Source organism: Fodinibius saliphilus (genome assembly GCF_005869845.1).
Classification (GTDB): Bacteria; Bacteroidota; Rhodothermia; order Balneolales; family Balneolaceae; genus Fodinibius; species Fodinibius saliphilus.
The window spans coordinates 1,448,465-1,471,834 of sequence record NZ_VAWF01000001.1 but is presented as its reverse complement, the minus strand read 5'-3'; the positions used below and the strand labels follow the sequence as shown (position 1 = coordinate 1,471,834).

13 protein-coding genes are annotated in these 23,370 nt (G+C 41.6%); 5 read left to right on the top strand and 8 right to left on the bottom strand.

The window, feature by feature from the left end; genetic code table 11:
* Window positions 1-10 precede the first annotated feature (10 nt).
* From FCN14_RS06155 to FCN14_RS06140, 4 genes are all read right to left on the bottom strand, one after another.
* Window positions 11-604, bottom strand: coding sequence for a hypothetical protein (locus FCN14_RS06155; RefSeq protein ID WP_138430328.1), 594 nt, complete (start codon window positions 602-604; stop codon window positions 11-13).
* A gap of 18 nt (window positions 605-622) precedes the next feature.
* On the bottom strand, window positions 623-1,042 hold the full coding sequence (locus FCN14_RS06150; RefSeq protein ID WP_138430326.1) for a hypothetical protein: 420 nt from the start codon (window positions 1,040-1,042) through the stop codon (window positions 623-625).
* A 197-nt stretch (window positions 1,043-1,239) separates the two neighbouring features.
* Window positions 1,240-8,754 carry a DUF2341 domain-containing protein gene (locus FCN14_RS06145; protein WP_171032831.1) on the bottom strand — a complete coding sequence of 2,505 codons (7,515 nt, stop codon included), beginning with the start codon at window positions 8,752-8,754 and terminating at the stop codon, window positions 1,240-1,242.
* A gap of 193 nt (window positions 8,755-8,947) precedes the next feature.
* Window positions 8,948-14,125, bottom strand: coding sequence for an invasin domain 3-containing protein (locus tag FCN14_RS06140; protein WP_138430322.1), 5,178 nt, complete (start codon window positions 14,123-14,125; stop codon window positions 8,948-8,950).
* Window positions 14,126-14,928: 803 nt separating this feature from the next.
* Here FCN14_RS06140 and FCN14_RS06135 point away from each other — a divergent pair.
* From FCN14_RS06135 to rfbB, 4 genes are read left to right on the top strand one after another with little or no spacing between them, the layout of a single operon-like run.
* Entirely contained in the window at window positions 14,929-15,639 is a 711-nt protein-coding gene (locus FCN14_RS06135) for a sugar phosphate nucleotidyltransferase (protein ID WP_138430320.1), read from the top strand.
* Window positions 15,636-16,511: a dTDP-4-dehydrorhamnose reductase gene (gene rfbD, locus FCN14_RS06130; RefSeq protein WP_138430318.1), complete on the top strand. Its 876-nt coding sequence runs from the start codon at window positions 15,636-15,638 to the stop codon at window positions 16,509-16,511. Before FCN14_RS06135 ends, rfbD begins: the two co-directional genes overlap by 4 nt.
* Before the next feature lie 44 nt (window positions 16,512-16,555).
* Window positions 16,556-17,101 (top strand): dTDP-4-dehydrorhamnose 3,5-epimerase, encoded by a 546-nt coding sequence (gene rfbC, locus FCN14_RS06125; protein ID WP_138430315.1) that lies wholly within the window; start codon window positions 16,556-16,558, stop codon window positions 17,099-17,101.
* Window positions 17,102-18,109, top strand: coding sequence for a dTDP-glucose 4,6-dehydratase (gene rfbB / locus FCN14_RS06120; RefSeq protein WP_138430313.1), 1,008 nt, complete (start codon window positions 17,102-17,104; stop codon window positions 18,107-18,109).
* Between the two features lie 182 nt (window positions 18,110-18,291).
* Here the strand turns inward: rfbB and FCN14_RS06115 are convergent, their stop codons facing one another.
* Window positions 18,292-19,509 (bottom strand): acyl-CoA dehydrogenase, encoded by a 1,218-nt coding sequence (locus FCN14_RS06115; protein ID WP_138430311.1) that lies wholly within the window; start codon window positions 19,507-19,509, stop codon window positions 18,292-18,294.
* Window positions 19,510-19,651: 142 nt separating this feature from the next.
* Window positions 19,652-20,836: an acyl-CoA dehydrogenase family protein gene (locus FCN14_RS06110; RefSeq protein WP_138430310.1), complete on the bottom strand. Its 1,185-nt coding sequence runs from the start codon at window positions 20,834-20,836 to the stop codon at window positions 19,652-19,654.
* Between the two features lie 276 nt (window positions 20,837-21,112).
* On the opposite strand from FCN14_RS06110, the gene FCN14_RS06105 reads away from it, so the two are divergent.
* Window positions 21,113-21,463: a carboxypeptidase-like regulatory domain-containing protein gene (locus tag FCN14_RS06105; protein WP_138430308.1), complete on the top strand. Its 351-nt coding sequence runs from the start codon at window positions 21,113-21,115 to the stop codon at window positions 21,461-21,463.
* Window positions 21,464-21,635: 172 nt separating this feature from the next.
* Here the strand turns inward: FCN14_RS06105 and FCN14_RS06100 are convergent, their stop codons facing one another.
* Both FCN14_RS06100 and FCN14_RS06095 read right to left on the bottom strand, forming a co-directional pair.
* Window positions 21,636-21,938, bottom strand: coding sequence for a ferredoxin family protein (locus FCN14_RS06100; RefSeq protein WP_138430306.1), 303 nt, complete (start codon window positions 21,936-21,938; stop codon window positions 21,636-21,638).
* Complete coding sequence (locus FCN14_RS06095; protein ID WP_138430304.1) at window positions 21,935-23,263, bottom strand: FAD-dependent oxidoreductase; 1,329 nt, start codon at window positions 23,261-23,263, stop codon at window positions 21,935-21,937. The genes FCN14_RS06100 and FCN14_RS06095 overlap by 4 nt, the downstream gene beginning before the upstream one ends.
* Window positions 23,264-23,370: the final 107 nt, after the last annotated feature.

The following is a 23,370-nucleotide window of genomic DNA, read 5'->3' as shown; positions in this document are numbered from 1 at the left end:
AGTTATTGAGTTAAAAAGTCTTGAACTGTAAGTTGCTTGGTACAAAGAGCTTACGCCAAGTAGATCTTGAGTATTGTGTACCATTTGTTTTTTGGGTAACTGCTTCAGGTGATTCATAAATCACTTCTACTAAAATGCTTTTAATATCATTTTTATCTGTAGTAGTATTTTCCCCATTAGCATCACTGTATCCTGTAATTGAAAAGTCAACAACATGGTATTTGTTTTTTACTCTTCCATTCGAACTATCCATAGGTGCATGCCGAAGTAGAACATGATCATTTGGGTTAGAAGTACTATTTACCGGTTTGTTGCTTTTGAAATGCCACTTCACTTCTGCAGCGGAATTGTTACCAGTTAAATCAGCATTAAAAATTATAAGATGAGGTGGATTGAAATTTTTTATAACGTCGTTTGGACCATTGCCAAAGCCGATACGACTGAAATCGTGTTCTATGATTTGACGGAGGGTTACAATATTGTGTTTATCATTCATATCCAGAGTAATTTCTGCAGAGTTCTGAAACACATTGCTACTAAATTGAAGTATTGCCAGTAATAGCAATCCACCTACGATAAAACTAGTTGTTATGCCGGCATTCATAGTTTGCTAATTATTTAATTAGGTATCAAAGCTTTTAAGAAACTCCAGCTTAACAGCGCGAGAGCCGGGGGCTGCATTGGGGCGGTTCTTCATGAATTTATTAGTGACGCTAACAGTTATTTTATGGCTCTCAACATCTGCATTCGGTAAAATCTTCTCAGATACATTAATGCTGATGTTATAATCAAGGGTATCACTTTGGACGGGTACAGAAATAGTTTTAGGGAAATTGTCAACGTATGTATTAAAGGCAGGCTTATTTGGTAGCCAACGGATTTGATCTACTTGATCTTGGGCTATAGCAATAGCATTATATTCCACTTCTCCATTTATTTTTACTTGGTTGTTCATTTGAAATAAGCGAGAAGTTTGGAGTGTAAGCAATGAAAAAACAATCATTGCTCCCATCAAAAATATTATATCAGAGTAGTCATTCATATCTATCTGCAGATGATTATAATACCGTCCCTTTATAACAAGAGCTTTATGCGAGCGAGATGTTACAAGTTTTTGGATTTTATTTCCAAGCCGTTTTAAAGATGCACTTTCCCATACTTCTTTAAATCGAACTATTTATCCATATATAACATAGCTGAATCAGAATCTTCATTAAAAAGCAGTAACAAAGATTATAGTTATTTTATATAAGTCATTTTTTTTGTGATGGCTCGTTCTTGAGTACGAATCCTATACAGATAGATGCCACTTGCCAGGTTCTTAGGTGTCCAGCTAATTTTGTGGAAGCCTGCAGGATAGGTTTTGTCTTTTGCCAGTGTAGCAATTCGTCGTCCCAAGATGTCGTAGATTTCGATCGTTGCACTACTTTTTTCAGGAAGTCCAAACTCGATTTTAGTTTGGGGATTAAAGGGATTGGGATAATTTTGTTTTAGTTTAAACCGCTGAGGAATTTTTGCCTCAATTTCTTCTGTAGTAATGACCAACGAGAAACGGGTATTAGATTTATGCTTTTTTGTATGGGAGCGCGAAGCGGGGTCAAAAAGTACAATGGGTTTATCGGGAGTGGTATTAACCTTTTTTGCTGTTTGTACTTTCTGTTTTGAACTTTCATGCGTGAAAGAGTAGAAAGACTGCTTTCGTAAGTCAACCTCATCGCCGGTGAGGTTGTCTTGCAATTTTATTATCCATTTTGAGGGCAGATTTTCCATTACGGGCCAGGTTAGGGTAAGCTCACCATCCATACCTTGCCCCTTTGTTATGCCTCCCACTTCTAAGGCAAGTTCATACCGGTGTTTAAACTTGGGAGGGAGATTTTCAATGTTAAGTTGAGCCCCGTTACTTTTCTTAAAGTATAATTCTAAAAAGTTTTCTCCGAAGGGGAACATTCGGTATCCGTCTTTTCTATCCAGTCCGCGCTTGGCATTATCTCCGAACATTATATAAGCTTTTTGTTGGAGACCTCGCTGTTCTTCGGCTTCCAGTTTGAACGTTATACGAGGAAGGGTGGGTTGTTCTTTACGCCTGAATATACCATCGGTTGTTTTGTTTTGCTCTGATACTTTTAAGGATGGGGTGCTACCATTAGCCTTAACCCAGAAGCCCTGAAAAGGTGCAATAAGTCCACTACCCAATGACCCAACTTGTCCATTCCATGTTAGGAAATTACCATTTCCTCCATTAGCATTCGGATCCCAAACATATATAGTTTGATTTACATTTGTTTTAGTCCAAGTGCTTTTGTTATCCCAGTTAAGGGTAGCGCCATATGGGTTGCCAACTAAATTCCAACCGGTATCGGCCGTGGCGGTATAGGTGATTCCGAAATCAATTTCATTTCCATTACCGTTGAATTCAGTACCGGAGACCTCCAAAGTATCGGGCAGCTCTTCATTGTATCGAGCATCATTTTGATCATCCCCAAAAACATAAACGAACAGTCCTTTTGCTTCTGAAAGAGCCTGCGAGTCGCTGGATGGTGCTCGCCATCGCTGATTATCGGTACCTTGGTGGGTTTCATCGTACCAAAGTACATTGGGCTGGAGTGTATCATGGGGCGCTACGTCAGCATCGTAATGGGCGCCGGAATAGCCTTGTGTAATAGTGCCGTCAAGAAGGTCCCCATATGTTGAGGCTACGGGAGAGGATATCATGCGCCAGCCTTCAACTCCCGTCAGAGCTCGCTTAAAAGTGAGTGCCCCTGCGGTCACAGATTGATTGTTGGCAATTAAATTATATCCGGAAGGGATAATTAGGTTTCCGGCTGTTAAGGTGAGGGTACCATCAACAAATGTATTTTGGTTAACCTCTATATTGTTGGTATTATCAATCTCAAGATTCGTAAATTGACTCGTATTTTCTATTTGTTGTAATGAGCTACCATTGAGTAGAACGTTACCCATTTGAACATGATGAATTGTTAGATTGCCGCCCACTTCGAGGTTAGCACTATTACTGCCATTTATTTCGCCTCCACCACTTAGGTCATTTTTTATTGTCAGGGTTTGTCCACCCGCTACAGATACATCAGCACCATTTTCGACAATCAAAATGTCAACGGTTTGATCCGCATTTTGTACAATTGGATAAAGGTTTCCGGTAGCAGGATCTTCAGGCACTAATACAGCATCTCCCGATTGTGGAACGGTTCCGGTATTCCAGTTTGCGCCGTTACTCCATTGTTCAGCAGAAGGATCTCCCCCCAATGTTCCTTCCCAGATGGCGTCGAATTGTGTAAATGTTACTTCAGCATTATCTGTAATGGTTTCACTGTTGAGGGTAGCCGTAATAGTAGCGGTCTCATTTGCAGTAGAAGAGGTGAGGGTAGCAGTATAAGTTCCATCCCCGTTATCGGTAGTACTGCTGAGTGAGCCGGCATTGGTAGTAAGGGTGACATTGGCTCCTCCCGATTGCAGATTATTACCTTCACTATCTTTCAGTTTCGCTGTTATGGTAGCAGTTGAAGAACCATTATTTGTGATATAGGCCGGACTAGCTGAAACTGTGGATGTTGCTTTGTTAGCCGAACCGGGATTTACGGTAAAAGTGTTACTATTGCCATCTTCACTGCCATTGGAATTGGAGGCTGTGATGGTAAAATCACCGGTATTGGAGATTGTGATACTGTGTGAGGATAGCACGCCATTAGTAAATGTTGGGGTTGTGCCTCCGCCATCACTTAATAGGGCAGAAGAAGAAATATCTACGCTACCATTGAAATCGGTGTCAATAGATCCTGTACCATCAATAGCCGAGATCTTAATATCAAATGAGATGCCTGCTGTTTGTGGAGGAATTATGCCGCCTCCAACTTTTTCAATGTCAAAGTTGGCCAGAGCTCCTGGCAAGTTAATATCGAATGGACCACTTTGATTATCAGGCAGCCCCGATGAGCTTATTGTTAATTTTTTTGAACCTGTTTGATCTATTACGAGGTCATTAAAATAGGCGATACCATTTACATTAGTTTGTTGCGTAGTAGTACCCGTAAGATTGCCTGTTCCGGAACTCAAAGTAACGGAAATATTGGAACCACTTTGTTCAATGGTGTTGCCAAACTGATCATTAATCGTTGCTGCTATGGATGGTGATATGGCTTGGTTAACGGGGCTATTACTTGGCAGCTGTATATAGTTGAGGGTTGCCGGGGTACCGGGAATCATAACAATATTCCCATAATTGGTAGTACCACCGGGACCTGTAGTGCCACCGTTGGTAATAGTTCCGGAGTTGGGTAAGGTACCTGTGGTAGGACGGATGCGTAATCCACTGAATAGTACTTCACCTGGTTTACTTGATGAGTTAGATTCTGCATCAATAGTAAAGGTGATTTTCTGTGCTGTTCGGCTGGTATAAGAGATTGACAGGTTTGTGTTATTTCCATAGGCAGGTTGGATGCTTACACCGGGATTAGATCCGCCTGTATCCCATTCAAATCCATTGGGTGCTTCAAATACTATAGTGTTACCTTGAGTAAGTTCACCGCGAAAATCTTCTCGTAGTCGTGGTCCCGAAAGGGAGGTGTAGCTCCCCGAATTATAGGTGTCGGCAGAGATGTTTTCACCACCGGTTGCCTTGCCAATTAAGCGGATAGAAATACCATATTTCTCAGAGAGATAATCTTCTATTGATTTACGCTCACTATCATTTAAAAACCGATCGTATAAAATAGCTTCTGCTATATATCCATCCCAACTAACAGATGAGCCGTCTTTTGCTCCTTTACCGATTAGTGCTTTTGAAGCATTCGATATGGTGCCTGATGGAGGAGAACTTATCGCACTTGGATTATTGAGTACACCATCAACCACCAGGTTATATTCTTCATTACTTTTCCAATCATAAGAGAGTATTTGTCCCTGGGTTGTTTGGATGTCAGAAAAACTTTCAAGCTGATTATCGGGGGTGTCATTTAGAATACCTGCTTTAATAAGATTATTAGCTCCGGCATTAGCTCCTGAGGCATCATACCGAATAGTAAAAACTTCGTCTTGACTATCTGGGTTTTCGGTATCCCAAAACCCCCGGTTCACATTTAATTGATTGGATTGAATGACAAAGAAAAGAGTAAATTGGGTTAAGCCATTGATATAGTTTTCACCGTCCGGATCTTCGAGGAAGTCGCCTCCACCATCAAATTCAACAGCTGATTGGTTGTTTAGGCTTGAAATATTTGTTGCCAATTGAGGTTTGTTAGATGCGGAAGAAGATGAAAAGTGTCGATTATTACCGCTCTGATCTTCCCAAGTGCTAACATCGCTTCCATTTAATATTAGTCCGGTGTCGCCTTTGAGCCAAAGTTGCAGGCCCGAAATAGAACGGACAGCGCTGAGTGCAATGTTTCGACTTGCAAAACTGCTGTTTGCGTCACCATCATTAATGGTAATGTTAACGGTACGTGTAGCCGGAGAGGGAGTAGAAGAAGTGTTGTCGTAGGTAATTGAGCGAAGTGCTGTAGTGTAATTACTTTTGCTGGCAGTGCCGGTGAGAGTAAGCGTCCCTGTACTAGAGTTCCAACTACCGCTAATACCCAGAATGTCAGTGAAATCGAGGTGATCTTCTCCATTGATGTAGTTGTCGGATATTTGAATGGTAGCACTTTCAATATTTTGGTCATCAGCATCATCAGCAGTAATCGTTGAGGTGATTTTTGTAGGCGGATCACTTGCGTTAACCTGAAGCAGCGTTGATTCTAAGTTGTTGAGTACAGGGATGTCGTTGGTAGGGGTTATCGATACGGTGCGATTTTGACTGTTACTTGGATCCAGACCATCATTGACGGTAAATGTTATGGTACGATCAGTGGTGGATGGAATCGGACTCAGGTTGTTATAGGTTACATTTCGTAAAGCAGATTGATAATCTGCCTTCGAAGCACTGCCTGAAAGGGTTAAAGTGCCTGTTGAACTATTCCAGCTACTGCTGATCCCGTTAGCATTCATAAAATCTAACTGGTCTTCTCCCTGTGAATAGTTCCCTGTAATCTGAACTGTAGCATTTTGCATTATGCTGTTATCGGTATCGCTAATAGTTATGGATGAAGTGATAGCAGTTTTGCCATCACCTTCGGTATAGGCGAGGGTTGTTGTTTCAATATTACTTAATGAAGGGAGGCTATTGTTTGGGGTAATAGTGATATTTCTTGTCAATGTATTACTCGGGTCATCCCAGTCATATATTGTGAAACTTAGTGTCCGTGTGTTTGTCGAGGGATTGACATTATTGGTATTTTCATACGTGATAGCTTGCAGAGCTGCCTGGTAGTTGCTAACTGAGCTTGTGCCGCTTAAGAGGAGTTCCCCGGAAGAACTATTATAGGTACCGCTAATACTGTTGGCATTCGTGAAGTTGAGCTGATCTTCAGATGCAACAAAGTTATTGCTAATGTTGACTCGAGCACTGTCCAGAACAGTATTATCACTATCTGATGCTGTAATAGTTGAGGTAAGGGAAGTGGCCGGATCTTCCTCAGTGTAATTAATACTGCTACTTTCGATATTTGAAAGTTGTGGTGATTCATTACTCCATCGTTGGTCGAGTAAATTAAAGACCTCAGAGAAAAGAGCGTTGGAAAGCGATTGATTCCACGAGACCAATTCTGCAATGTATCCTTCGAAGTATGCACCTGTTATATTTTGAAAATTTACCGGGTCTAAGGCTCCGTTTGAGGCGCCTATTTCTGGAGCGCCTGAATGTGATTTCTGACCGTCAGTGTAATTTAAGACCTGTATGGGCCCACCGTTAACGTTGGCCGACCAGCTACGATCAGAAAGAGAGCCCGCTGTGGCATCATGACTGGCGATGACAATATAATTTGTATATGGTTGTACTGCTCCTAAATCTATGGATTTATCCTGGTCACCTGCCGCCCAGCCGTTGTGGTTCCAGGCATAGGCATATAAGTGACTGTTAAATATTCCGATTAGATATCCCCGGCTTGTTCCACCCTGTTCATAAATAACTTGATCAGTTGATATGTTATTTCCAGTTCTAAAAACAACGGCAAATGACTTTTGATCAAAGTTGCCTTTGTTGATTGTATTTTCAGAACTGCGAGAATAGGAGTCGTCAGTACCATCGTATAACATTCCTCCCCGTTCCCCCATTGCTGCACTGTTAGCAAAGAACAGCGACTGTTCAGCCGTTGTGCTATTATTGAAAGAAAAGTTTGTACTACCTGCAGCACTGGTAGAACGATCGTTCCAAGGGTTTATACGGGTGTTATCTGCTGGCTGGTCGTTTGTATCTAAATCTCCATCTATATCTAATGCAGAAAAATGAAATACAACATTATTAATATCGGCAGAGAGATCGTTGACGGATGGAATATAAATTTGTCTGTCCTCGGTATTACTTTCATCAGTACCGTCATTGACTTTGAATTCGATGGTTCGGGGTGATTGACTGGGAGAACTACTGGTGTTCTCAAAAGTTACAGAACGTAATGCTGTTTCATAAGCAGCTGGGGCGGCACTGCCCGTTAATGTAAGTGTGCCGGTCCCTGAATCCCATGATCCGGATATACCATTTTGATCAGTAAAAGCCAGTATGTCATTTGTAGAATAGTTGGTAGTTATTTGAACAGTGGCACTTTGAATATTGGCAGTATCATAATCATCCACAGTTAATGCAGAAGTAATCGGGATAGGTGGGGAGCCAAGATTATAGGCTTTTGCAAGATTTTCAATATTTGCCAGTTCTGGGGGATCATTAACGATAGAAAGAAAATTGGCGGGATCGTTTTGGTTGTTATATTCGGTTGCAATCCAATCAGAAGAGCGTACAGTATTTGAAATCCTAATTTCATCGATTCGTCCATCTAATGGGTATGATGAAGTTGAGGCATAAAGCGGATTGGAGGTAGTACCGATGGTATTTGAAAAATTATCGGTAACATCTATGGCACCGTTTATATAGATACTTCGTCCCGATGCACCTTTCGTGAAGGTGAGGTAATTCCAAACTCCGGAGTTAATAGTGCTATTAGTGGTAATTGTATTACTCGCGTCGATATTAAAACGGACGGCACCATTATTTCTAATCCAGGTTGAATACGATTCTGTATAGGAGCCTTTGGTTAGCAAGTCGGGCGTATTTGAATAGTCATCTACTAGCACCCACATGGAGATTGTAATATCTCCGGTGATATTCAAGGATACATCATCAGGGGTTTCGATAAAGTCATTGGAGCCATTAAAATCACGAGAGCGTAGAATTTTACCTTCACTATCACTGCTTCCGTTATTTGTACCAATATTATTATTAGCGGTAGCGTCCAGAAAATTATTATTAAGGTGATGTACGAGCTGATAATTAGAATCCCAAGTACCCGATGCAGAAGGGTCTGAATTTATATTAGAGTTACCATAGTAGATATAGACATATGAATTGTTTTGGGCTGCAAGGGAAGGGATTTGAACCCAAGCTGAAACTTCACCTGTGTTGGCATTATAAGATTCTAACTGATGGTCTAGCTTTGTGCTTCCATCAGCCGATGTAAAGATGATATCATAGCCGTTGCTATTTTCAACAAACCCACCATTGGTCGCAGAGCGAAAGTCGTTGTTAGTTATATTTACTAAAACGGGAAAGTTAGAGAGGGGTTGGGTACCAGAAACGTTAGCACTATGTATCTGGATACGTTTTCTAAAACTATACCCATTATTAAATTGTGCAGAAACGGTATCAGTTATCAAGAGTATTAAGAATATAAGTAGTACCCCTTTATATAAATACTTCCAATACCGTTGGTATAAACGTTTGTTTATTTGCATCAACGAGTTAGTAGGCCTAGATGTGATTTTGATGATTAATATAAAGAAGAGAGACCTACAGGGAGGTTATAATCAGCTAATAACCATTTGTTTATTTTAATATTTTAAGAGAGGCTTATTTGATATACGTTAATTTCTTGGTGAACTGTTTTCCACCAGCACGCATTACCAGTATGTATACTCCGCTGGCTAATTGGGTGGGGTCCCATTTAACATCATCATGGAAAGCAGCTTTGCGACGCTCATCAAGGATTGTTTTTACTCTTCGTCCTAATATATCATATACCATAATTTTCACTTTCCCTTCCACGGGAGTATCAAAGCGGATCTTAGTGAATTCTGTAAAAGGATTGGGATAGTTGGTTCTTAAAGCATATTTGTCGGGAATACCGGCCCCATCTGCACCGGGTTCTATGCGTATTGCAAATCGGCTATCGCCAGAACCATCTTTCATTTTACCTTTTGCAGGAGATTTTTTAGTGAGACGAAAGTTCTCTATGGCGTTCTTAGATATACTTTTCTTCTTTGATTGAGACAGATCAAAACTGTAAAAAGTGTTTTGACGCAAATTAATTTCTTGGCTTTTGTCTCTATCTATAAGTGTAATGGTCCATGCATCGGGGACTTTCCCAAAGTCGGGCCATGAAATTGTGTACTCGCCGTTAATGGCATTTCCATTTTTAAATCCTCCTACATGCAGCGGTATAGTAATCGGTTTACCAAAACTACGAGCCAGGTTATTGATCGCCAGTTCTGTTCCATCATCAAGAGTAGTATAAAACTCCAGATAGGTATCGGTATCAAAAGGCAAAAGGCGATAGGCATCGCGAGGATCATACCCTTGACTGCCATCAGGAGTTAACGTTAAGTGCATTTCATTAGAAAGACTGTCTGCCTCAAGAAGGAAACCGATAGAAGCAGGCTTTTTGCCAGATTTTCCATGATAGCTTCCTCCTGTAGTTTTAACAGATTTATCGATAGATAGTACCGGACTACTACTGTTGGCTTTTACCCAAAATGCTTGGAAGGGTTTGATTAATCCATCGTTAAGGGAGCCGTCTATACCGTTCCAGGTCAGATAGCTGTTGGTGGATGGATCCCAAACATAAACGGTATTGTCAACATTGGTTTTAGTCCATCCCGAATCGTCCCAATCAAGGGTGGCAGCCCATGGGTTACCAACTAAATTCCACCCGGTATCTGCAGCAGCAGTATAGGTTACAGAACTGAAATTAAAAGAGCTATTGGCATGCTTATACTCCTGTCCGCTAACCTCTAAGGTTATAGGGAGTGTGTCTGTATAGTCACTGTCGCCGGATACATCCCCAAAAACGTAGAAGAAAAAGCCCCGCCCGGTAGAATCAGGGTCTTGTATTGCACTGCTCATTGACGAAGGGGCCCGCCAACGCTGGTTGTCAGTACCCGGAATAGTTTCATTGTAGTATAATAGGTTCGGTTGTCGGTTGGGATATGTAGAACCGGTGATACCCTGAACAGTAAGAGTATCAGATCCCGAGAAAAGGTCGTTGAAATCGGTGTTGATAGGAGAGCTTATCAGCCGCCAGCCCTGTTGTGGGCTTATATTTCGCTGTAATTTTAAGGTACCGTTGTTGTATAGCTGGGTTGGCGCAATTAAACTTTGCCCCGAGCTGATAAGAAGCGGCCCATTTTCAAGTGTTAGTGTACCATCGACCACAACATCAGCATATGTTTTGACGCCATGACTGTTATTAATTATGGCATTTTTCATCTGATCTAAGTTTGAGATCTGTTGTTCAGACAAAAAAGAACTGCCCGGATCTTGTCCGGGGCGTACCCCAAAGATCACGGTACCCTGAGAGGCATCGATATCGTTTAGATTAAAGTTGCCGCTCATTACAATGGCATTATCGTTGATTATAAGAGTTCCGTCACCGGTAATCTCTTTTGTAACATCAAGCGTGTCATTGGCACTTGTATTGAGCTCCAGTGTTTTTCCGCTGTCAATAGTTAATACGGATGTATCGATGAGGTCGTTGCCTGAATTAACATTGATATCATTTTGGATATTTAAATTTTGGGCAAGAAAATTAACTGATGAAATAATCTGTGGGCTACTACCGCCAAGCGTAATCTCTGAACCAGCAGTACGGGCTAAAAAACTGGGCAGTGAGATATCTCCGTCTATTTGTATGTCAGTTGTTTGCCCGGCCGAGAATGACCCTGTACCTGAAAAGTTACCCCCGACAGCAATTTCGGTATTATCCTCAATATCAAGCACTCCGTCTACGTTAAGGTTGCCCGAAAGGGAGATGGCATTTCCCCCAAATAAAGTGAGGGAAACACCTGACTGAATTTCGAAACTTCCTACATCGATATTTAGATCCAGTATAGGTAGGTCGCTAATATTTGGAATAATGACAAAGTCAGTGCTGTCAGGGACCTGGTTTTGGGACCAGTTCTCGGGGTTTGTCCAGTCGGTACGGTTGCCGCTGGGCCCCCCGGCACCTGCAGTCCAGGTATTAGGCACCACAATATCAACAGTATCTGTTTGACTAATATTTATAGAAGGTGAATTGCCAAAGCTAGCCGTTATTTCTACAATTTCGATTGTTGTAGTTGCTGTAAGCGTATCTTTATACACCGCTTTTGAACTGGTAAATGGGATGTTAGAACCATTTGCTAATGAGGCCTGCGCTACCCCATCGGAAGAACTACTGTTATTTTCTTCGAGCTGCGTAAGATCCAACGATACCGGTTGCTGTTGGTATATCCTGTTGTTGTAACTGTCATTAAGTATAACGGATACCGTTGACTCAAATGTATTATCATTCTGCAAGACATTTGGTGTAGCTACTAGTGTGGATTGAGAAGCGTCCGGACTATTCGGCTGGACAATAAATGACGCACTTGTACCCTCAATATTATATAAGTTCTCTGCTTTAGCAGTAATAGTAACATTGGAATCTGCTTTGGTGAGGGTAATGGAATGGTTTTGTAGCTGGCCGTTTGAAAAAGTAGCAGAACCTCCGGCAACGAGTGTAGAGTTGCTGTTAAGGCTTACCGAACCATTGAAATCAGGAATGGTGTTTCCATTGGCATCGATGGCATTGACATCAATATCAAATGAGATTCCTGCAGTTTGTGTTGCAGGGGTTCCTCCATTTTGTGGTAATTGAAAAGCAAAAGAAGTTATTTCACCTGCTTCGAATGTGACAGTTGCCTGATCTGTTATTGATCGGCTATTTACCGTTGCACTTATATTCGCAGTAACGCCGGCGGTTGTAGAGGAAGTAAGGACTGCACTATAGGTACCATCCCCATTATCGTTTGCGGTTATTGATTGCACCCCACCGTTAAAGGTACCGGTATCTGTTGTTAGTTGAACAGTATCGCCTCCACCCAGATGGTTATTCCCAAACTGATCCTTAATTTGTACTGTGATAGTGGTAGTACTACTGCCATCGGCGGTAATTTGAGTAGTCCCTGCTGAGACCGTCGTTGTATTAGTGTCAATGGAATCAGCTGGCGTTACATTGAAGCTGTTGCTTTGTCCGAAAATAGTTTCACTTGAATCGGCATAAAGGTGAGTGTTACCGCTCGATTTAAATGTTAATGTGGTATCGACACTACTATTTCCACTTAAAATAGTAACATCTGAGCTCCACCCTTCGAGGACATTATCTGCTGTGATGGTTAAAGTGCTGTCAGATGAAAAGGTAAAGGGGTTTCCGTTACCGTTAAGAGCGGTAATTCGCACACCGAAGGAGCTACCGGCTTGTTGAGTAGTGATATCGGTCTCTGATAAATTAGTTATGCTATATTCTGCCAAGGCATTTTTATTGATAATCCTAAAAGGTTTACTGTTGACAGGAGATGAAGCGGAAAAGTCGGCAGAAAGCTGTACTGTATCGGGGGCTGTTTTATTGGCTACATTAAGATCATCAAAGGTAGCAGTACCGCTGTTATCGGTTGTAGAAGTAAGCGTACTATTTTGCCAGAAGGGTTCATTATCAATGGATACCGAAACTCCACTTTTTGGAACTTCATTTCCAAAAGTATCCAGCAGTTGTACTACTACTGGTGGGGCAATGGTTTTGTTTTCAGCAGTGTTGGTAGGCTGTTGAATATATTTTAGATCTGAGGCCGCTGCTGGTTCAATCACGATAGAGTTTGATGTAGCTGTAGTTAAACTGCTGTTTTCAAACTGTAAGGCGATGGTATTGGCAATATTGGTAGATAACCCTGAAAAAGTAATTTCTCCCGAGGAAGCGGTACGGCTCAGGGTTCCCGAGAGTGTGCCAGTACCCGAAGATATGCTTGCCGTAACCTGAGTACTGTTATCGGTAGTTACCTTGTTCCCAAACTGATCGCGTAAATATATGACAGGAGCGGTACTGAAAGGTGTCCCCGCCGTTGCTGTATTGGAGGGTTGGGTATTTATTGTGATAGCATCGGCAGGGCGGGGAAGCACAGTTATGAGACCAGAAGTGACATTCGTTGCTCCGCTATAGGCAGTCTTTATTTTAGTGGTGCCGGTTGTTTGGGATGAAAAAGTGGCACTTTTGCGATCATTGGATGAAGTGATTGCTGTTTGAGGTACGTTGCCGTTACCGCCGACAAGCGTCCAATCACTGGTATTCGTGAGAGCAACATTTTCAACAAAGTTATCCCCTACATCACGACCAATGGCATAAACAGTAAATGAGTTTCCTGCCAGTATATTTTGTGTTGGTACTGCTTGGCCGCTGCCATCAGAAGCAGTTTCTACGCTAACTTGGGTAATAGCACCAACAGCTGTGCTGAGATTTCCATAGTTTCTATCAGGGCCGGTAGAACCGGTATTGGTAATTTGTTTTTCATATGGAACTTCCAGAGTATCTGGTCTTAGCTGTAAGCCCTGTATTTCTACTCGACCGGGTCCTTGTCCCTTACCGTTTGTGGAGCTTTGTTGATCAATGGTAAATGTTGCTTCAGAGGCGGTAATAGAGGTAAAGCTCACTTGCAGTTTTGTATTAGCTGCCCCTGTTGGCTCAATAGTAATGGTTATATCACCGCTGGTTAAAGCTGTATTCCATACAAAACCATCAGGAAGTGTTAATGCTATGGTACCATTTTCGGCAAGTTGTCCGGAAGCTGTTTCACGAATAGTGGGTCCGCTTATGCTGGTAAACCCTTGTGTGGCAACAGAGTCAATAGATAGGTCGGTACCTCCGGAAGCTTTAATAACATCAGTAGTTTGCGCCTTTGATGTAGCAATGCCAACGAATAGAATACTTATAATTATAAATACTATACAACCCCGTTTTCTCACTGATCTACTTATGAAATACCTTTCTTTAGTTTTTAAACCGTCTTGTAGAAGTAAATGACTAAATAACCCTTTAGCACTATCGTATACCAATAAAGTACAATCATTATAATTCAATTAAAATATTTTTAATTGAGTTGAATCTATAATTATCAAAGGTCACAAAATATGTAAAGTACATAGGAGATTTTGCTCTTTAAATAGGTACTACGTAATAATATCTTCATTAGATTGGATATAGTTTGGTGAGTACCTGGCGGAAAGGGCATAAGTTATTTTACGATAATCATTTTTTTGGGGATATGACTTACCATCGATATTTAACCTATAGATAAATGTTCCATTCGCTATTCGTAAGGCTTTGGTTGTTGTTAACTGTGAGTTGACCGCTACTATAGTTTGATATATGGATATCAGCAACAGTTATATTTGCACTGGGAATGACAGTAAAGAGATTTTTACGATCGGGTTCAATAGTAACGGATGCATTACTGTCAGGTACCTCATAGGGATCCCAGTTTTTAGGCGTAAGCCGGTCTGAATCTGTTGTTTCAACCCATGTTTTATTTTGTGCAACTGTTTGGGATGAAAAAGAAATAGCAATTACCCAAAAAGGCCATAGGTGAAATGTATTAGTCTTTTGTTGAATGGATGCTACTATGTTAGCATTGATTAATCGTATAGTGGATTTTGAAGAACTCTCACGTAATAATTTTTCAACTACTTTTTTAAAACGGTAATAATATCATTAGTATTCGGTTTATCGGAGTATCTAAAGAAAACTAAATGAAGTTAGGTATAGTCTAATGAAAGGAATTATCTTAGCTGGCGGTACTGGATCACGCTTATATCCACTCACGAAGGTTACCAACAAGCACTTATTGCCCATTGGAAATAAACCGATGATCTACTATCCCATTGAAAAGTTAATAGCCGCTGGAATAGATGAAATTCTGATTGTTACCGGTACAGAACATATGGGGGATGTGGTGAACCTGCTGGGATCGGGAAAAGATTTTGGGTGCCGGTTTACTTACAAGGTGCAGGATGAAGCAGGGGGGATTGCTCAAGCACTGGGATTAGCAGAAAACTTTGTAGGCGATGATAGTATGACCGTTATTTTAGGGGATAATATTTTCCAGACCTCACTAGAGGAGGCCGTGAATGCTTATCCCGGGATAGGAGCTCAAATTATGTTAAAGGAAGTAGAAGATCCGGAACGTTTTGGGGTTGCTGAAGTGGATAATGATCGGATCGTAAGTATTGAAGAAAAGCCAGACCAGCCTAAAAGCAATTTGGCAGTAACGGGTATGTATATGTATGATGCAAAGGTGTTTGACTATATCCGTACATTGGAGCCCTCAGATAGGGGAGAATTGGAGATTACAGATGTCAATAATCATTATGTGGCAGAAGATGCAATGCGTTTTTCGGTAATGGATGGTTGGTGGACAGACGCGGGAACGCCCAAATCATATAAGAGAGCTAATGAACTTGTAAGCAGTGACACAGAATGAAGTTAGTTTTATTGGGGGCCTCAGGACAATTGGGCAGAGAGTGGCAAACATTTATAGAAGAGAATGGAGTAGATGATATTGAGTTGTTGAGCTATACCTCATCGCAGCTTGATATTACGCACTACCGGGAAGTCTCAGATGAGCTTCGAAAACAAAAACCTGATGTGGTTGTTAATTGTGCTGCGTATACAGATGTAGACGGGGCCGAAAAGAACCGGAAACAAGCTCATAAAATAAATGTTGAAGCGGTTTTATATCTTGCTGAGTTAAGTAAGCAGTTTGAATTTAAATTAGTTCATTACTCAACAGACTATGTGTTCCCCGGCTCTAAGTTCGATATGAAAGAATGCCCTAATGGTTATCCTGAGAAACACCCTGTTGATCCTATAAACTGGTATGGAAAGACAAAGTGGGAAGGGGAGCAGGCGATCCGAAATACTACTGAAAATCATCTTATTATTCGGGTATCGTGGCTTTGTGGACAGTTTGGTAACAATTTTGTTAAAACGATGTTGAAACTGGCAAAAGAACGAAATAGTCTGCAAGTCGTAAACGACCAGTGGGGCAGCCCCACCTTTACCGAAGATGTGGTCCAAAAAAGTTTGGCCCTTTTAGAACGTGATGCTAAAGGTACCTACCATTTATCTTCACAAGGGGTGATTAATTGGTACGATTTCGCCCAAACAATTTTTACCTTAAGTGAGATTGATATTGCAGTTGAAGCAGTCGATTCATCAGCTTTTCCAATGGAGGCTGAACGTCCTTCTTTTTCAAAATTAAATACACAAAAGCTGGAAACAGAATTTGGATTTGAACCGGTCGAGTGGAAAGAGGGGCTGGCATCATTATTAAAACAGCTGGGAGCCAAATAAGGTAATTATAGAAATAACTGTATAATCTTTTTAGTAGTTAAGGAATGGAAATTAAGGCGAATAACATCCCTGATGTATTACTTTTACAACCTGAAGTTTATAGGGATGAGCGAGGATTTTTCCTTGAAACGTATCGTGAGGAGCATTTAAAAGCCCAGGGATTAGATATAAATTTTGTGCAGGATAACCTTTCCCAATCGGAACGGGGGACAGTACGCGGCTTACATTACCAAATTGAGCAACAACAGGATAAGCTCATTATGGTGATGCAAGGTACAATTCTGGATGTAGCAGTAGACTTACGGCGCGATTCGGATACCTTTGGAGAATATACGACAGTTGAACTCTCTAGTAAGACCAAAAAACAACTGTTCATTCCCAAAGGTTTTGCACATGGGTTTTCTGTATTATCTGAAGATGCGCTCGTTTATTATAAGTGTAGTGACTATTATTTTCCTGAAGGGGAACGCGGGCTTTTTTGGAATGATCCTGAACTCAATATTGATTGGCAGGTTGACGATCCTATTGTTTCTGAAAAGGATCAGCGCCAGCCATTGTTTAAAGAAATTGCAAAAAAAGATCTTTTTTAAATGGATAAACGTATTCTTGTTACGGGCGGAGCTGGTTTTATAGGTTCTAACCTGTTGTTGTATTTACATGAAAAATATCCGAATTGTCATTTTTTAAATATCGATAAATTGAGTTATGCCTCAGATTTAGAATATCTGACAGATATTCAAGACTCCAATCGGTATACCTTCAAGCAGATCGATATTGTTGATCGTGAAGCTGTTCGAGAAGTAGTCAGAGGTTTTAAGCCTGAAGCTGTTTTTCACCTTGCGGCCGAGTCACATGTTGATAATTCTATTAAAGGACCTGAACCCTTTATCAAATCAAATGTGTTGGGAACCTTTAATTTGCTAGAGGAGTGCCGCCAACTGTGGCAAGAAGATGAAGGGGCATGGGAGCAAAATAGATTTTTACATGTATCTACCGATGAAGTGTATGGTGAACTTGGTGATGAAGGTGCCTTTTCGGAAGAGACGGCCTACGCTCCCAACTCTCCTTATTCGGCTTCGAAAGCGGGTAGCGATTTTATTATCCGTTCTTATTTTCATACTTATGGCATGAATGTGGTAACGACCAATTGTTCTAATAACTTTGGTCCGCACCAGCATGATGAAAAGTTAATTCCAACGGTTATTCGTACGGCGTTGAACCATGATGATATTCCGGTTTACGGCAAAGGAGAAAATGTTCGGGATTGGCTGTATGTAAGGGATCATTGTGCAGCCTTGGATCTTGTTTTTCGGGATGGTCGTTCAGGTGAAACATATATCGTAGGTGGTGACAATGAGTGGAAAAATATCGATTTGGTAAAGGAAATATGTGATATTCTTAATGAAGAGGTCGGAGATGCTCCCGAATCTGATTTCAAAAGTTTAATTACTTTCGTGAAAGATCGCCCCGGGCATGATTTCCGCTATGCCATTGATGCCTCAAAAATTAAAGAGGAATTGGGCTGGCAGAAGCAGCACTCCTTTGAAGAGCGGCTGAAAGAGACGGTTCGGTGGTATATAGAACGATATAAAGCATAGCAAGTTGATATTTAATTTATTTGCAATTCGCTCCAGACCCCAATTTGTTTAAACCCAAACCTCTTCTCATCCTACCCGTCGTCTGGAAGATCAGGATCTTGTAAACAAGATATAAAAAGAAAACCCCGGAAGGTTATAGAACCAACCGGGGGGAATGTTATTTTCAATAAATGCTTATCTGATTATTCGGGAATGTTATTACCGAGAGGTACAAAAGCCTGGATGTCAGTAATTTCTCTCCCTAAGATGAGACCATGAATATCGTATGTGCCTTCATACGTATTCACCGACTCAAGGTTCATAACATGGTGGATAACTCGATACTCCCCGGTAATGCCGTTGGCACCGTGCATATCACGAGCAATACGGGCAATTTTGAGGGCCGTACCGCAGTTATTACGTTTAGCCAGAGAGACCATCGAATGGTGAGAGCGTCCTTCATCTTTGAGCTTACCCAATCGCCATGCCAGCAGTTGCATCTGGGTAATATCAGTCAGCATATTAGCCAATTTTGTTTGTGGTAGCTGGTTAGCTGCAATTGGTTGTCCGAATTGCTTGCGTTCTCCCACATATTGGCGAGCTTTTTGATAGCAAAATTCAGCGGCTCCCACAGTACCCCATGCAATGCCATAACGCGCACTATTGAGGCAGGTGAAAGGTCCTTTAAGTCCTTGGATATCAGGAAATGTATTTTCGTTGGGTACAAAAACATCTTCAAAAACCATCTCCCCGGTTTCGGAAGCTCGTAACGACATCTTATGCTTCGTCGACGGGGCACTGTAGCCGTCCATACCTTTCTCTACAATAAAACCACGTATGACGCCTTCATCATTTTTGTCTTCTTTGGCCTTGGCCCAGACAATACCTACATCGGCAATAGGGGAGTTGGTGATCCACATTTTAGCCCCATTGAGGATCCAGCCACCATCAGTTTTTACCGCGGTAGTACTCATAGAGCCGGGATCAGACCCGTGGTCCGGTTCTGTTAATCCAAAGCAGCCGATTAATTCACCTGTCGCTAGTTTAGGCAAGAAGCGTTCCTTTTGTTCTTCGGTACCAAACTCATTAATGGGTAACATAACCAACGATGATTGTACCGACATAAATGATCGGTAACCGGAGTCTACCCGTTCCACTTCTCGGGCAATAAGTCCATAAGCCGTTTGGCTGGCGCCGGTACCACCATACTTAGGATCAAGATAGGAACCGAGCAGTCCCAGATCTCCCATCTCTTTAGCAATTTCAGGATCAAAATATTCTTCTTGGTTCCCTTTTAAAGCACGCGGTTCTAACTTGCTCTGAGCATAATCACGAGCAGTTTCCATGATCATTCGATCATCTTCACCAAGCTCAGATTCAAATAGAAAAGGGTCGTCAATATTAAAGCTGTTACTGGCCATAGAGGTAATAATTTTCTGTGTACATTTTTCTTGTAGCTAAGGTAAGCGCTTCGTCAATAAATGTAAAAAGAGTTCCGTAAACAGTTGAGTTTTTCTGCCTTGGAGAAAGAGATACTGTTAATTGGTTACAGCAATATATTATCTATCCCCAGAACTCTTTTTTGAGTTCGCGAGCAATAATCATACGCTGAACTTCGGAAGTACCTTCACCTATGGTCATTAATTTCGCATCCCGTAAAAAGCGTTCGGCATGGTATTCTTTAATATATCCATAGCCACCGTGAATTTGTACGGCTTCATCAGCAGCCCGGACCGATAATTCGGAGGCAAAGAGCTTTGCCTTCGATACTTCCTGAGTAAAAGGTTTGCCCTGATCTTTAAGCCATGCAGCACGGTGCACCAACATGCGAGCGGCATCAATTTCTGTAGCCATGTTTGCTAATTTTGTTTCAATAGCCTGGAAATCACCAATAGGAGAGCCAAACTGTTTTCGTTCACCGGAATATTTCATCGACTCTTCAAGTGCACCGCGAGCAATGCCAACCGAAAGGGCACCAATACCAATACGTCCGCCGTCAAGCACTTTCATAGTATCAACAAACCCTTTACCCAGCTCGCCAAGAAGGTTTTCTTTCGGTACTTTTACATCTTCAAAAACGACTTCCGTAGTATCACTGGAATTCATTCCCAGCTTTTCCATTCCTTTTCCGGGTTGCACACCATCCCAATCTCCTTCGACAATAAAAGCACTAATGCCTTTGGTTCCTTTGTCAGGATCGGTCTTTGCCAGAACCACATAAATATCTCCCACTGAGCCCTGTGTAATAAATATTTTTGTGCCATTCAGGATCCAGTGGTCCCCCTTATCTACGGCCGTGGTTTTCATTCCGGAAGCATCGCTTCCTGATCCCGGTTCAGTAAGACACCAAGCACCTAATTTTTCTCCTTTGGCCAAGGGGGTTAAATACGTTTCTTTTTGGGATTCGTTCGCTGCCAGGGCGATATGTCCAGACCCAAGAGAAGTATGTGATGCTACAGTGAGGGCAAGGGAAGCATCCCAACGGGCGATCTCTTCAATAGCGAGACAAAAGCTTATATGGCCCACTCCACCACCTCCGTATTTTTCGGGATGGACCATTCCCATAAAACCTTGTTCGGCAAGCTTTTTTACAATTTCATGCGGAAATTCCTTGTTCGCATCCCGTTCCTTTACGCCGGGAGCCACATGGCGCTCAACAAAATCTTTGATGCTGTCTCTGATCAGTTGTTGTTCTTCAGAGAGTTGAAAATTTAGACCGCTTGACTTCTGTAATACTTCAGTGCTCATAGGTTGATATCAATAATAGGTTGGGAAGTTTTCCATAAAGATAAAAATTTTTCAGCAAACAATTGTGGCTTTAATAGGGGCGGAGGAAAACATCCCCTGAATAACAATAGCACTTCACGCACAACTAGTTTTAAATAGTTTATAAAAAGCTCATCAGAGTTTGTTGATAGGGGAACAAAAAAATAAGTCCCAAGGTATGAATAATTGAACGTTGATGAGCAAAAACTAATCGCTCACAACACTACATAATAAATAACAAAAATAGATAGAGGCGATATGTATTTATTCAAGAAAAAAATTCTCTTTTCAGCGCTTATGCTTGTTTTAGGAGTAGGGTTGATTAGCAATCAAGCTACAGCTCAGGAAAAGGAGAATGGCAAACTATATGGTAAGGTCGTAGATCAAGCTACAAACCAGGCACTTTCTGGTGTTGAAGTAATGTTACAAGGAGCCGATACAAAAGCTACTACGGGAGATAAAGGCATGTATGCTTTTAAATCTTTAGAAGCTGGTTCTTACACTGTTGTTGTAGAAGCTGACGGATATCAAAAATGGGAGATGGAAGTGAATGTGACAGCAGAAGGAAAACAGCTGATGATTGAGCTTAAACCACAACAAAATGAGTAAAATCATTTTTAGAAAATATTATAAACAGGAGGCTGCCCCAAAAGGGCAGCCTTTTCTTATTTAATCACTTTAAGTATATGGAAAAGCAGTGAGCGTGCTTTGATGGAAAGGGGCTGGTTCCAACGTGGAGCATCGAAACCGTGTTATATAGGAAACGTTTCGAGACGGGGAGTTATCCAAAGTTCCAAGTGACGCCCCGGCCAATTTCCGGATCCGGATAGTTCCAGTCTACTGCACCTTGGTCACAAGCATACATGCAGGTGCCGCATTCGATGCAGTCTTCCACCTGGAAATGCACTTGCCCATTATCATCCATCGTATAGCAGTTAGCCGGACATACATAGGTAGTACACTTATGGGGGCAGGTAGAGTTGCAGATATCCGTATCAACCTCAATATGAGGCTTGATTTCTGATTTAGCTTGGTTTCGATAACTGACTAAGCCCAGGCGTTTTGGTAGATCGAGTAATTTCATAATGATTTTGCTCCTTTAAGTCCTATTTTAATCAGATCCCAGTACGAAGAGTGTTCCTTGATAGATTCGGCCATCATTTTACGCGACTTCTTAGTAGGCTCATTGTCAATGGTAAAGAACTTGCGTCCGAAGTCACAAATCAGGTTCGGTACATCCTTAAACATCTTGGGATTGTGCAACATATGTACGGCATCCTGAAAATTATTGATATCTTTCATCACATAGCTTTTGGCCAGTGCTTGTTTATACTCTTTGAGTGTTTTACTGCTATAATCGTCTCGTTCCTTAGCTTTAACGATGGTTTCAGCTCCCAGAATTCCTGAGCGCATGGCATAATCCATTCCCTGTATCGCTTTTCCTGCATTCATAAGCAGGTTTGCTGCCTCCCCACAAAGTAAGACCCCATCTTTATAAAGCTCTTTAGGCATTACGCGTTTATCGCCAGAAGAAACCACGTGAGCAGAATATTCAACAACTTCGCCGCCTTTGATAGTATCTTGAATAACCGGATGGCTTTTAAAAGTGTTGAGAATATCCTGTGGACTCTTTTGCTTCTCACGCATGTCTTTAATGCCTGCAACCAATCCAAGAGAGATAGTATCGCGGTTAGTGTAGAGGAACCCTCCGCCTTCAACACCGTCAGTGGCATAGCCGACAAATTCATTTGACATGCCACTGAGCCCATTTAGCTGGAAACGATCTTCCAGTACTTTTTGGTCAAAGCGGATTACTTCCTTGATGCCCGTCAGCATATGGTCGGCCGGCACATAATCATCCTGCAGGCCAACCTGACGCGTAAGAAGATTATTGACTCCTTCAGAAATAATAACACTATTGGCATGAAATTCTTCTTCGCCGGTACGAATGCCAACCGCTTTATCATCTTCCATCAGAATCTCATCCACCTTAATATTAGTGGCGATGAACGACTCCATGGCATAGTCGCTCTTATCAATCTCTTCCTGAACCTTACCGGCAAGCCAGCGATCAAATTTAGAGCGCAGTACTACAACGCCGGAATAGGGCGGTTCATTAAAATGAGATGATTTAAAATCGACTGAAAAAGTTGATTGATCATCCATAAAGGTAAGGCGCCGGTGATTGATAAAGCGTTCCCAGCCTCCATCTTCCTCTTCCCAGTATTCAGGAACGAGCTTTGCCAGATCATGTCCCCAGAGTACGCCCCCCGAGACGTTTTTAGAACCGGCAAATTCACCTTTTTCGATAAGTAGAAACTTCATGTTATTGCGAGCCAGCGTCATTGCAGCTGCTAAGCCTGCAATACCGGCACCCACAATAATACAATCAAACTTTTCGTCCATCATAGTATCTTATATGTTGTTAGATAAAACATACGTTAAGAGGGCTTTACAACACTATCACCATCTTGCTATTCTGAATTTTTTTTCAAAATGACAAGCTAGGCTTCGCA

Bases quoted from the DNA above. Each gene is read 5' to 3' on its own strand.
- FCN14_RS06155 (WP_138430328.1), bottom strand. From the start codon at position 604: ATGAATGCCGGCATAACAACTAGTTTTATCGTAGGTGGATTGCTATTA.
- FCN14_RS06150 (WP_138430326.1), bottom strand. From the start codon at position 1,042: ATGAATGACTACTCTGATATAATATTTTTGATGGGAGCAATGATTGTT.
- FCN14_RS06135 (WP_138430320.1), top strand. From the start codon at position 14,929: ATGAAAGGAATTATCTTAGCTGGCGGTACTGGATCACGCTTATATCCA.
- rfbD (WP_138430318.1), top strand. From the start codon at position 15,636: ATGAAGTTAGTTTTATTGGGGGCCTCAGGACAATTGGGCAGAGAGTGG.
- rfbC (WP_138430315.1), top strand. From the start codon at position 16,556: ATGGAAATTAAGGCGAATAACATCCCTGATGTATTACTTTTACAACCT.
- rfbB (WP_138430313.1), top strand. From the start codon at position 17,102: ATGGATAAACGTATTCTTGTTACGGGCGGAGCTGGTTTTATAGGTTCT.
- FCN14_RS06115 (WP_138430311.1), bottom strand. From the start codon at position 19,509: ATGGCCAGTAACAGCTTTAATATTGACGACCCTTTTCTATTTGAATCT.
- FCN14_RS06110 (WP_138430310.1), bottom strand. From the start codon at position 20,836: ATGAGCACTGAAGTATTACAGAAGTCAAGCGGTCTAAATTTTCAACTC.
- FCN14_RS06105 (WP_138430308.1), top strand. From the start codon at position 21,113: ATGTATTTATTCAAGAAAAAAATTCTCTTTTCAGCGCTTATGCTTGTT.
- FCN14_RS06100 (WP_138430306.1), bottom strand. From the start codon at position 21,938: ATGAAATTACTCGATCTACCAAAACGCCTGGGCTTAGTCAGTTATCGA.
- FCN14_RS06095 (WP_138430304.1), bottom strand. From the start codon at position 23,263: ATGATGGACGAAAAGTTTGATTGTATTATTGTGGGTGCCGGTATTGCA.